Here is a 12,895-nt window from a genome sequence, read left to right on the forward strand (position 1 = left end):
AATATTTATTTTGTCCAATTATCTAATATATGTATTGAATTTATACCAATAATTCTTATTTTTATGTGATTTAATATAAAATAAAGAGGAATTGAATAAGACAATTCAATTCCTCTTTATTAATATTTATATTTAAAAAATATAAGATTATTATTTTGTAGTTTTTCCTGGATATTTTTTTAATCCTTCTTTTAAAATATTCATGGATTTTAACAAATCAGATTCATTAAGGATATAGGCTATTCTAACTTCGTCTATTCCACGTCCTTCTGTTTCATAGAAACCATCTGCTGGTGCCATCATCAATGTTTCTCCATCAACATCAAATTCCTCTAAAAGCCAAATTACAAATTTTTCTGCATTATCTACTGGAAGTTTTACCATGTAATAGAAGGCTCCTTCAGGTTTTCTGCATACAACACCTTCCATATTGCTAAGAGATTCAAAAACTATGTCTCTTCTCTTTTTATATTCTTCATTAACTTCTTTTAGATAATTTTGTGGAGTTTTGTATAAAGCTGCTGCTCCTATCTGTTCTAATTCAGCAACAGATAATCTTACTTCACAAAGTTTAAAGGCATTTTTCATAAATTCTTTGTTTCTGCTTACGATCAACCCTACTCTAGCTCCGCAGGCACTATATCTTTTAGATATACTGTCTATTATTATAACTTTGTCTTCTATATCCTTTATAGTTCCAAAGCTTGCATAATCCAAATTATCATATACAAACTCTCTGTAAACTTCGTCAGATATTATAAATATACCTTTTTCTTTAGCAACAGAAGCTAATGTATTGATTTCTTCTCTTGTGTAAGCTGTTCCTGTTGGGTTTCCAGGATTTGATATTAGTATAGCTTTTGTTTTAGGAGTAATAATTTTTTCAATTTCAGCCTTTGAAGGAAGATGGAAACCTTCTTCAACTTTAGTACTAATAGGAACTACATTTATTTCTAGTACTTGAAACATGCTCTTGTAATTTGCATAAAATGGTTCGGGAATAACTATATCATCACCTTTATCAAATAATGACATAAGTGTGAATAGTAAAGCTTCACTTCCACCATTAGTTACTAATATATCATCCTTTGAAAATTCCATACCATAATTTTTGTAATATGGAATTACAGCATCAATTAATTCAGGTATTCCGTTAGATGGTGAGTAAGTTAAAATTTCGCAATTGAAATTTTTTACAGCATCAAAAAATTGTCTTGGTGTAGCTATATCAGGTTGTCCGATATTTAAATGGTAAACCTTTTTACCTCTTTCTTTAGCCTTATTAGCATATGGTATTAGTTTTCTTATTGGAGAGCACTCCATTGCGGTTATTCTGTCAGAAAATTTCATTTATAGTCTTCCTCCTCTTTAGATATATAACACTCAATTTTTATTAAGTGCTTATATTCTTTTGTCTATTGTTTTTTGCATAGTCATTGATAAGACTATGTTAAAATTTAAACGTATTTGTTAACCTTTTCACTGTCTTATTATATTACTCTAAAAAGTCAAATGCAATAGTTTTTGCATACTTTATTTCATTTGTATTATTTTTGAATTTTTGTAATTCTTAAATTTATATTTATGAATTTTATATTTTATATTATTAAACTATCCGATATATGTAAAGCCAATGCCTAACAAGTGGGCATTGGCTTAAAATTTCGAAACAATTTTTTTCGAGACTTATTATTAACTTAATTTGAAGATTTTTATTGATTCATTGAGGGTTGAGGACATTTTATTTAACTCTTCTGCTAGTGCTGTTACTTCTTCCATAGCTGCATTTTGTTCTTCTGTTATAGCTGAAACATGCTCAGAAGATGCTGAGAGAGTTTCGGATACTTGTGCTGCATCCTCCATAAGTATAAGTAGTTGATCCCTACTAATAAGTACGTTATCAAGGCTGGATGCAGTAGTAATAATTTTATTTACTACGTCTTGAATTTTTGATGAAATTTCATTAAAAGTTTCACCAGTATATTTAACTGCATCATTTTGTTTTTTTACTACAAGTTCTGCTTGTGATATGGCATCTTTGGCTTTATTAACATCATTTTGAACATTGGATATAATATCTTTAACATTGTTACTTGAAACAGAAGTATTTTCTGATAATTTCCTAACTTGATCAGCAACCACAGAAAATCCTTTTCCAGAATCACCAGCTCTTGCAGCTTCTATGGCAGCATTCAAAGCTAAAAGGCTAGTTTGTTCTGAAATTGAAGTTATAGTATCTGCTATATTTCCTATTATATTAGCTTTTTCACTTAGAGAATTTACAACTACTGCTATATTGTTTATGGAATTATTATTTTCTTTTGCAGCAGTTTCTAAATCGTTAATAATATTAACTCCTTTAGTGCTAACAGTATATATTTTTTCAGCAGATAGTTTTCCTTCCTTCATATAATTTGTCATGATAGAAATTTCATCTGATAACTTTGTAGTTGTATCAAGTCCAGTAATGGAGTTTGAGGTTTGTTTTTCAGCAGCAATAGCAACATCTGAAATATTTAAGGCAACTTGTTCAATAGATTTAGAAGTTGCATCAGTATTAATGGATAAAGTTTTAGCTGAATTTGTTACAAGGTTTGAAGTACTGCTTATATTGTTAATAAGATCTTTAATTTGAGATACCATACAATTAAAGTTGTAGCTTAAACTGCCAATTTCGTCTTCACTTTTGTATTTACATTTAACTGTTAAGTCTCCTTCAGAGGCTCTTTTCATTAAGGATACTAGTTCAAGAATAGGCTGTGTAAATTTTTTAGCTAATAAATATATTAATATGACAATTATTAATAATAATCCTAATGCTATAAAAATATTTTTAAGTTGAGTGGATTTTAGTATTGACATAGCAAATGCTTTGTTTTCAACTGTTACCACTGCCCAGCTTTGTGATTGACCAGGAAGCTTTATTGTAGTATAGGCACCTAACATTTGTTTATTATTATCTGAGTATTCAACGACACCAGATTCTCCTTTTAGTGCTTTTTCAACAGTTCCTTTGAGAGCTTCAGGAATAGATATATCTTCAAGCTTAGTTTTTAGATTTCCTGATGCATCTTTTTCAACATTACCAGAGGCACCTTTAACTAATACTGTTTTTTTCAAAGTTTTATAATTGTAGAGTTCCGAAACTTCAGTTTTATCAGGGTGAGCAATTACAACGCCTTCACTATCTAAAATAAATGAATAGATGTTTTTACCATCTGAATACTTGTCTACAAGCTTTTGTAATTCATTTAATTTAAGATCAGCTCCAAATATTCCTAACATATTTGAATTTTTATCAAAAATTGGGTGGAATATTGAAGTAACAGCCATATTTCCGCTTGAAGAGTAATAGGACTTACTAACAAAAGATTTTTTATCCTTAATCATCTGAGTAAACCACCATCTATTAGATCTATCTCCTAATTCTCCAGAGGAACGAGCTGTTTGTTTCCCAGAAGTATTTTGAACATAAAGTAAGTCAAAATAAGGATTTTTAGCTAAAGCGTTTACAAGCATTTCTTTCTGATCTTCAGCATTGAAATCAACAGTTGTTTTATTTTGTGCCATTTCTTCAGTAAGTGTATAGGCTTTTTCTATAAAATCTTTAACACCATCAGATATTGTCGATGAAAGTTTTTTGTTGTTGTCGATTACATTAGAAGATATACTGTTAGAAAAATAATAATAGCATACGAAATTAGTAATTAGAACGGGTAATAATACTAGTAATATAGCAAAAGTAACTAATTTGTTTTTAATAGATTTCATATGATATTCTCCTTTAAAATTAATTTTTATAAGGGCGAATTATTTTATACGATATTTATTTGTTTATATAAAATATTTTAACATAAGCAAGTTAAACCTTCTAGTGTTATTATGATAATATATTACAAAATAACTTAAAATTTCTAAAAAAATTACAATATTTATAAAAATAATTAACTTTGAATCTGGAATAAGTTGGGTGAAGTTCTAGTAAGCAAAGTTTGGCATAAAATTATAAAAACAAATATTTAAAATTTATATTGTTCTATTATAGTTAAGAAAAACTTGTTATAATAAAAGAGATTTATCCAATGAATACAACTATGGGAGGAAATAGCTATGAAAGAAACAAGTAAAATATTATCAAAGGAAAATAATGAAATGGTGTCAAGATTGGACAAAGCATTACAATCATTTAAAGGAAAACAAATTGTAATAGATACTAATGAGGACATAATGACAAATCAGCTATATGAAAAATTTGAGTATAATTTCTTTAAAAATTGTGAAGAAGAAGCCTTATTGGATTTTCAAGATGAAAATAATGATACTACGCCTACGATTTGTATAAATATAGATGATATTTATCATATTACAATTGATGAAGATGTTGATACACATTATGCCAAGGATATAAAAATTGAACTTAAAAATAAGTTTGTAATGAATTTAAAAAGTTCTTTTCTTTAACATATATTTTTACAGTAAAGTTTTAAAAGAAATTGTTTCTAACTAACTTGCTATTTTTAATAAATTTCTCAAGATACCATATTATTCAGAAATGGATTTTATGGTATCTTTATTTTGTAATTAATTTACAATATCCAACTTATAGTATTGTATTAAAATATAATGAAAATAAAATGAACCATTTAGTATATATATCCATCTAATTAGTGTAAAGCAAAAAAGTAGCGCTACAGTTTGCAAAGAAAGGTAGGAAGTCAATTGAATAAAGAAACATTTATAGCTAATGTCCTTGAAGCTGAATCTACTTTATATCACATATCTAAATCAATTTTGACTCATGATCAAGATTGTGAGGATGCAGTTCAGGGGGCAATTTTAAAAGCCTATGATAAAATAGATACACTTAAAAAAGAACAATATTTTAAAACATGGTTGATTAGGATACTCATAAATGAATGCTATGATTTAAAACGCAAAGAGTATCCCGAGGTACCTTATGAAGAATACTTTGAGTCTACCAAGGCTGAGGATAGAAAGGACTATAGTGAATTATATTTGGCCGTTCACAATTTACCAGAACGTATTCGTATTGCAATTGTTCTTTATTATGTAGAAGGATATTCAGTAGAAGAAATTAAAGAAATCTTAGAAATACCTTCAGGAACCGTAAAAAGTAGATTGGCAAAAGGACGAAAATTATTAAAAATAAAGTTAGAGAATATGGAGGCAATTTATGAGTAATTATGATTGGAATAGTGTCTTTCCAGATACACCTAAAAGTTTTAAAAATAAGGTAAGTGCAACGTTAAATAGTTTACCAGATAAAAAGGAGATTGATAAAATGGAAAATGTTAAAATGTTGAAAAAAGGATCAATTAGGAAAAAAATTATAGGTGCATTAGTGGCTACTATGGTAATAGGAACAACTGTATTTGCTGCAGGAAAAGTAACTTCTATAACTTCAAGTTCAAGTGGTAAACCAACATATACTAATATACCTACAGTAGAACAAGTGAAGAAGGATTTTAAATCTAATCCTAAATTAGTTAATAAATTTGATAATGGATATACTTTTGTAAGTGGATGTACTGTAAATAATAAAGGAACTGATGATAAAGGTAATTTTGCAGGAAAAACAAAATCACTTGATTTTGATTATACAAAAGGAAATGATAAATTAAGTCTATATATAGAAAATGGAAAGTTAGATGAAAGATCAAAGAAGGAGACTGTTGTTGCTAATTATAATGGTATAGATGTATATTATCGTTCATATGCTAACAAGACTGAGCCAGAAAATTATAAAATGAAAGAACAAGATAAAAAGGATAAGTTATCTGGTAAATATGTATTTAGTTTTGGATCTGATTCTGATAAGGAAAAAATCTCTCAAGTTCAATATTTAAATTGGATGCAAGATGGAATTAACTATACTCTTTTAGGAATTGATTCTAATGTATCAAAAGATGAATTAGTTAAAATGGCACAACAGGTTATAAGTACCAAATAAACAGAGTTCTTGGATAGTTAGATTTTATATATAAAGCAGTAGCCATAATGAATTTTAATGTCATTATGGCTTTCTTTATTCAGTCCTTCAGATATAAGAAATATGCTTTTTATATTAAAGAAGGTTATAAATGAAGTAGAAAAGAGTTTACGAACAATTTGAGAATGAATTTACTGCTCATTCTTATGGATTATAGAATTAGTAGAATAAAAATCAAGGAATGCTTTATAATAGGAAACAAAGATTAAAAGGAGTGATTTTTATATCACAAAGCTACAAAAAGCCTAGTAAAGACGAATTAAAAGAAAAGCTTGATGAACTTCAGTATAATGTTACTCAAGAAAATGCAACAGAAAGGCCTTTTAATAATACTTATGACAATCATTTTGAAAAAGGTATATATGTTGATATTGTTTCTGGTGAACCATTATTTTCGTCTACTCATAAATTTAATTCTGGCTGCGGTTGGCCTGCATTTTCAAAGCCTATAAGCAGAGGGGTTATAAAAGAAAAATCTGATTTTAGTCATAATATGCATAGAATTGAAGTTAGAAGCAAGAATGCTGATTCTCATCTTGGTCATGTTTTTAATGATGGTCCTACAGAAGAAGGTGGGTTAAGATATTGTATCAATTCTGCTGCTTTAAAGTTTATTCCACTTGATAAAATGAAAGAAGAAGGATATGAGGAATACATTTCTTTGGTAGAGGATAATAAGGATTAAGATATAATTTTTTATATGTACTTAGAATTAACATCTGTGCATTAGTTTTAAAATCAAAAATATAAGCATATTTTAAATTAGTTATTATATTTAAAATATGCTTATATTTTTAATGAAAGGTATAAATTTATATGAGAAATATTAATGTGAAAAAGTTTTTTAAAAGTAAAAAAATATCAAATATCATTATTGTAATAGCTTCAATTACACTGATATATCTACTTGTTTCAATATATTTTGCTAATCATTTTTTTTTCAATACAGTAATAAACGGAGTAAATGTTTCATTAAAACCATATAATGATGCTAATAATATAATTAGAAATTATACTAGAAATTATAAACTTCAACTAGTAGAGAAAAATGGACAAATAGAAGAAATAGCAGGACAAGATATAGGGCTTCAATATAATGAAAAAAATAATATTTTTAAAATTTGCCACAGTAAAAGTTCGTTTAAATGGATTATTTCTTTATTAAAAAATCAAAAATATTATGTAAATGATTTGTTTATTTATAATGAAGATAGTTTGAAAAATAAAATAAATGAATTAAATTGTTTAAATAAAAATATTACACAATCTCGAAATGTAAGTTTTAAATATTCAAATGGTTCATATAAAGTTGTCAGAGAAGTATATGGTAATAAGGTGAATAGGGATAAATTAGATGAAGCTATAAAAAAGAGTATACTAGAGGGAAATATAAAATTAGATTTAAACAAAAAAGTTTGTTATGAAGACCCAAAATATACATTAAGTTCTAGTAAAACTTCTAAGACTAAGGAATTACTAAATAGGTATGTATCAACAAAGATAACTTATATATTTGAAAATAAAAGTGAAATATTGGATGGAAATATAATAAATGAATGGCTTAGTGTTGATGAAAATTTAGAAGCAGTAATAGATGAAAAAGCAGTTGATAAATATGTTCAAGGATTGGCAAAAAAGTATGATACAGTTGGGATAACAAGAAAATTTAAAACATCTATAGGTAAAGTAGTAGAAGTTAATGGTGGTCTTTATGGATGGAAAATTAATTGCGCTGATGAAATAAAAGTATTGTTAGAAAGCATAAGACTTGGTGAAGTTCTAAAAAAAGAGCCTATATATATTCAAAAGTCTTTACCTAGAGGCGAAGATGAAATAGGAAAAACTTATGTTGAAGTTAATATAACAAGGCAGCATTTATGGTTTTATAAAAATGGAAAGCTTATAACTGAAGGGGATGTAGTAACAGGAAATCCTAATAGAGGATGTTCTACTGTGCTTGGTACTTATATGCTTAATTATAAACAAAATGGAGCAACTTTAAGTGGAGCAAATTATGAAACTGAAGTAAGTTATTGGATGCCTTTTTTTGGAAATATAGGCATACATGATGCAACCTGGAGATATTCTTTTGGAGGAGATATATATAAGAGTAATGGAACTCATGGTTGTGTAAATGCACCAGTATACTTAGCTAAAGCAATTTTTGATAATATAGAAGAAGGAACTCCTATTATTTGTTATGAAGAATAGGAATTAAGCATACAACATATTAATTTTTGTGAAATTAAACATTTATTCCATAAATTAATAGTTAGTTTTCTTCATTACTAAGGGAATAATAAATTTATAAAATTACGTAGGAATATAGTTTTTTATGTTAATTTATTATACATTTTGCATTAAAAGATAAAGGAGAATTAGAATATGAAATTCTATATGATAAATAAACATAGATCTAGGATTATAATATCAATTATCATAGCTTTACTAATATATACAAGTCATATTGCTCAAGTATTAGGAAGTAATATTGATTCTAAGGAAGAAATTGCAACTTCCATAGAAAAAATTTTTCAAAATAGAAATAAAGCTATATTAGATAAAAATTTGCAAATGATAGAGCCTATTTATGATAAAAGTACTAAGTATGGAGTTTGGGCTTATGAACATGAAAAAAAGAAGATAAACTATATTCAAAGTTGGGAAAAGAAACAAGGAGTTAAATTTACTGACATTTCATCTAAAATAGTAATTAAAAGTATTAAAGGCAGGGATGACAAATATACAGTAAACTTGTTATGTTCAATGAAATATAAGTATATATATGAAAATGAGCCACAATTAGTAAATACATCTAAAATTGGAATGCATCATTTATTAAATATTGTTAATAAAGGTGGAAGGTGGTTAATTACAAAAGAATGGTATGAAGATCCTTTTGAGGATTCTCTAAATTTAGATAATTTAAAAGCGGATTCAATTAAACAATATATATCATCACAATCATCAAGGGATATTTCTAACATAAATGAAAGGAGAATAAAGGCTATAGAATATGCTGATCAATATAGTGGGGCAGCTAATGATGAAGTATATGGATTTAAATATAATAAAAATTATAGAGATTATAATCCTATGGGAGGAGATTGTGCTAATTTTGCATCCCAAATATTATTTGAAGGAGGAGGATTTAAAAAGAATCCTGCTTGGAATTATGATAATAAGGGGGCAACTCGAGCTTGGTTGAATGCTGATGGATTTAAGACATATATGCTTTATAGTGGTAGGGCATCTGTTATTGCATATGGAAGCTATGAGAAGGTATATAAAGATTCATATAAGCTTCTTCCAGGAGATTTTCTTGCTTATGAAAAAAAAGGTGATATTAAGCACATTTCAGTTGTAACAGGTGTTGATTCAAAAGGATATCCTTTAGTTAGTTGTCATAATACAGATAGAAACAAGGTACCATGGGATCTTGGATGGAGTAATAAAAATATAAAGTTTTGGTTGATACATGTAAATTATTAACATAAAAGCATTATTAGAGATAGTATAAGAATAATAAAGGATATGGTATTTATGACTGCTTACAATGTGTATAATAACTATAATATGGGATTATAAACCTTGCATTGTATAAAGTTTATGTTAAACTAATATGTAGACGTTAGAGGACTATTAATATACAATTAGAAATTACGGAAGGAGATAACAATATGCCAGACTTAAGCCTCTTTATGATGAAGGCTTTTCAAATTACTGTTATGGATTTAGTCTTAAGTGGTGATAATATAGGCGTTATTGCACTAGCTACTAGAAATTTACCTCCAAAGCATGCAAAGCTTGCATCTTTTATAGGAATATTTGCAGCAATGTTGTTAAGAATTATATTTGCATGCTTTTTAGTATATATTTTAGCAATACAATGGCTTCCTATACGTCTTGTAGGTGGGCTTCTTTTGGTAAAAATTACCTATGATTTTATAAAGCCCGAGCCAAATGAAGAAAATAAACTTAAATTAAGTGAAGAATGTGCAGTAGAATCAAATATAGAAGATACAAATATATATTCCTCAAAGAAATTTATGAGAGCTGCATTTAGTATAGTTGCAGCAGATATTACTATGAGTTTAGATAATGTTCTTGCAATAGCAAGTTTAGCAGATGGAAGTGTAGTACTTATAATATTGGGATTGATTTTAAATGTACCAATTATATTCTTTGGAAGTCAACTGGTAGCAAAACTTATGAATAAATATCCTATAGTTACCTATGTAGGTGCTGCAATACTTGCCCATACATCATTTAAAATGATTTTTGAAGATAGGTTAACAATAAATTTAGTAACTCCTGTTGTAGTACAAATAATAAGCTATGGAGCAGCATTGTTAACTATAATTTACGGAATCTATGTTGTAAAAAAACAGCAATCACCAGTTAACTCTTAAGAAAAAGAATTAAGGCAAGCATCATCAAGATGCTTGCCTTAAGTGCTTACTATGTTATATAAATTATAATAAAGTTAAAGATGAACAGTCTAGATAAGATTTATGATGATCAAGCTTTTTTAGTATATAAGTTTTTAGAGAATAAAACTGGCTATTGTTGATATAATCATTAAAATAATGAATATTATGGATAATGCTTTTCCTGGTTTAGCTAAATAATCGTTTTCGTATTTGTGCCCAATAAATATTGATATCAAAAATAAAGTTAAAGAAATTATTTCTACAGGAAAAGATATTCCAAGTGCACCTAAAATATGATCTCCTACACATTTTCCATTAATGAAAGTAAATGAAAACATAATAGAGAATACAGAAATTATTAATGATGAACTTCCTATTCCCCATCTTTTAGAATTAGTTAATTCCAACATAATCATCCTCCTTATTGTAAATTTACTAATATATTTTGATAGAATACTATTTTATATTATCCCTTGTGCACATTATACCATAATTGTATTTATTTTCAAAATATTTATACAGCTGTATATATTCTTTCCCAAAAAGCAGGAGATTATTGTATGCAAATTATTTATTGCAAAGGTCTGCTGTTTTTTTAAAAATGATATACATTTGGTTTGTTATTTTTTTCAAGATACCATCAATAATGGCAGAGCTAACAATAATAAAGTCTTTCGGCCTTTAACAACTTATGATAATGTTTTTTTAAAGGCTCTAATTTTTGTTGATTTGATTGAAAAATTGACATATATGTTGGAGTTAGTAGTACAAATTAATTTAAAAAAAGGGGATTTAAATTGATGAAGAAAAATAAGTTTATGCTGAGTTTATTACTAACGACTATAATTGCTGGAGGGACATTTTTAAATGTAAAAGCTGCTGATGTGAGCCAGCAGAGAATATTTGGGTCAGATAGGTATCAAACATCAATAAATGCAAGTAAGACCTTTTTAGGTGATGAAAAACCTAAAAATATAATTGTTACATATGGTGAAAACTATCCTGATGCTTTAAGTGCTGGATTGCTAGCAAAGAAATTAAATGCTCCAATTATATTGATAAGTAACATAGATAGTCAGGATAAAGGTACTTATGATTATTTAAAAAATATATATTCTAGTGATGCAAAAGTAACTATTATTGGTGGTACTGGTGTTGTTAGTTCTGTTACAGAAAGTAAAATTAAGGATATAGGTTATAATATTAATAGAATTCAGGGTACAGATAGATATGAGACTAATAGAAAGGTTATACAAAATTGTGAAGTTTCAGAGGGTACACCAGTTGTAATTACTTCAGGTGAAGGATTTGCTGATGCTTTATCTGCTAATAATATAGTTTCAAAACTGGGATATCCAGTATTCATGACTGCAAAAGACAGCATAGATCAGCAAAGTGTGGAATATATTAAAGGATTAAAACCTTCTAAGATTATTGTTGTTGGTGGACCAGGTGTAGTGGCAAATAATGTAGTACAAACACTATCCGACCAGGTTACTACCATAAAAAAAGATAAATTTATAAATTTAGATAGATGGTTTGGTCTTGATAGATATGAGACTAGCAGTGTTGTTTTAGAGAATTTATACCATTCAGAGTATAATCCTCAAAAGGATTTAATAGTGGCCTCTGGTGAAAACTTTCCAGATGCTTTAGTTTCAAGTCCGCTGCAAAACAAATTGAATGCACCATTAGTATTGGCTACCAATAATGGACAATCCAGTTATATAGCTACAGGTTTCAATATTAATCCTAGCATCATAAATATATTTGGTGGCACAGGAGTTTTAGGTGACAGTTCTATCACTCAGCTAAAGAATGATATTTCTAAAAATATTAATGGTATAGAGGAAGCTGGTAAAAAATTTACTTATGATATGGCTAATAGAATATATAATTTAAAAGATAGCGTTTATAATGAAGATTACAGCGTCATAGAAAACCTTTTAGACAAAAGTTCAGCAAATTATAATGCTTCTGCTACTGACTTGAATAGCTTTAAGGATATGGTAAATAAAGCTAATACTGTACAAGATGGTAATAGAAAAAATATAAACATAAATGTTTTGGAAGATGATGGTTCAGGTAACATAATGGAAGCTAAATATCAAAATGAATACATAATAGATGGTAAATCAGTAAGTATTGTATATACATTCTTAGTAAATAAAAATGATTTAACAAAGCTTCAAATAAATAAACTAGAATTTACTCAAAACTAATATAGGAAGGCTTATTATAGAAAAGCAGATAAAGAGCAATTACTACAATATTTTGTAAGCCAAACTTTCAAAGTTTAAAAATATTGCGACGTAAGGGTGCAGTGGAAGTTTGAATTTTAACTTTTATTCCGTGATATATGGTAAGTGGTTCATCACTGCTAAATGTTTTAATTATTCTAAAGCTTGAAGATTTGGAAAACCTAAGAACTTTGTCAAACTCGGTTCCCTCA

Annotated in this window: 11 protein-coding genes; 8 read left to right on the top strand and 3 right to left on the bottom strand. The window is 27.7% G+C overall.

What is annotated here, in order from left to right; all coding sequences use genetic code 11:
* Nucleotides 1-150: 150 nt before the first annotated feature.
* Nucleotides 151-1,350: a pyridoxal phosphate-dependent aminotransferase gene (locus EG57_RS0215605; RefSeq protein WP_032078100.1), complete on the bottom strand. Its 1,200-nt coding sequence runs from the start codon at nt 1,348-1,350 to the stop codon at nt 151-153.
* A 342-nt stretch (nt 1,351-1,692) separates the two neighbouring features.
* Entirely contained in the window at nt 1,693-3,771 is a 2,079-nt protein-coding gene (locus EG57_RS0215610) for a methyl-accepting chemotaxis protein (protein ID WP_032078101.1), read from the bottom strand.
* Between the two features lie 339 nt (nt 3,772-4,110).
* On the opposite strand from EG57_RS0215610, the gene EG57_RS0215615 reads away from it, so the two are divergent.
* The 7 genes from EG57_RS0215615 (at nt 4,111) to EG57_RS0215645 (ending at nt 10,422) form a co-directional block, all read left to right on the top strand.
* The gene (locus EG57_RS0215615; RefSeq protein WP_032078102.1) at nt 4,111-4,461 is read left to right on the top strand and encodes a hypothetical protein; all 351 of its coding nucleotides are present in this window, start codon (nt 4,111-4,113) and stop codon (nt 4,459-4,461) included.
* Between the two features lie 258 nt (nt 4,462-4,719).
* The gene (locus EG57_RS0215620; protein ID WP_032078103.1) at nt 4,720-5,202 is read left to right on the top strand and encodes an RNA polymerase sigma factor; all 483 of its coding nucleotides are present in this window, start codon (nt 4,720-4,722) and stop codon (nt 5,200-5,202) included.
* Nucleotides 5,195-5,971 carry a hypothetical protein gene (locus EG57_RS0215625; RefSeq protein ID WP_032078104.1) on the top strand — a complete coding sequence of 259 codons (777 nt, stop codon included), beginning with the start codon at nt 5,195-5,197 and terminating at the stop codon, nt 5,969-5,971. The genes EG57_RS0215620 and EG57_RS0215625 overlap by 8 nt, the downstream gene beginning before the upstream one ends.
* Nucleotides 5,972-6,233: 262 nt before the next feature.
* Nucleotides 6,234-6,695, top strand: a complete 462-nt coding sequence (gene msrB, locus EG57_RS0215630) for a peptide-methionine (R)-S-oxide reductase MsrB (RefSeq protein ID WP_032078132.1) — start codon at nt 6,234-6,236, stop codon at nt 6,693-6,695.
* A gap of 131 nt (nt 6,696-6,826) precedes the next feature.
* On the top strand, nt 6,827-8,221 hold the full coding sequence (locus EG57_RS0215635) for a L,D-transpeptidase family protein (protein WP_032078105.1): 1,395 nt from the start codon (nt 6,827-6,829) through the stop codon (nt 8,219-8,221).
* 174 nt (nt 8,222-8,395) lie between these two features.
* Entirely contained in the window at nt 8,396-9,502 is a 1,107-nt protein-coding gene (locus EG57_RS0215640; protein WP_032078106.1) for an amidase domain-containing protein, read from the top strand.
* 188 nt (nt 9,503-9,690) lie between these two features.
* The gene (locus tag EG57_RS0215645) at nt 9,691-10,422 is read left to right on the top strand and encodes a TerC family protein (protein ID WP_032078107.1); all 732 of its coding nucleotides are present in this window, start codon (nt 9,691-9,693) and stop codon (nt 10,420-10,422) included.
* 134 nt (nt 10,423-10,556) lie between these two features.
* Here the strand turns inward: EG57_RS0215645 and EG57_RS0215650 are convergent, their stop codons facing one another.
* A complete protein-coding gene (locus EG57_RS0215650) occupies nt 10,557-10,853 on the bottom strand; it encodes a hypothetical protein (RefSeq protein WP_032078108.1) in 297 nt (98 codons plus the stop codon).
* Nucleotides 10,854-11,243: 390 nt separating this feature from the next.
* On the opposite strand from EG57_RS0215650, the gene EG57_RS0215655 reads away from it, so the two are divergent.
* Nucleotides 11,244-12,665, top strand: a complete 1,422-nt coding sequence (locus tag EG57_RS0215655; RefSeq protein ID WP_032078109.1) for a cell wall-binding repeat-containing protein — start codon at nt 11,244-11,246, stop codon at nt 12,663-12,665.
* Nucleotides 12,666-12,895: the final 230 nt, after the last annotated feature.

It is taken from the genome of Clostridium drakei (assembly GCF_000633595.2).
Classification (GTDB): domain Bacteria; phylum Bacillota; class Clostridia; order Clostridiales; family Clostridiaceae; genus Clostridium_AM; species Clostridium_AM drakei.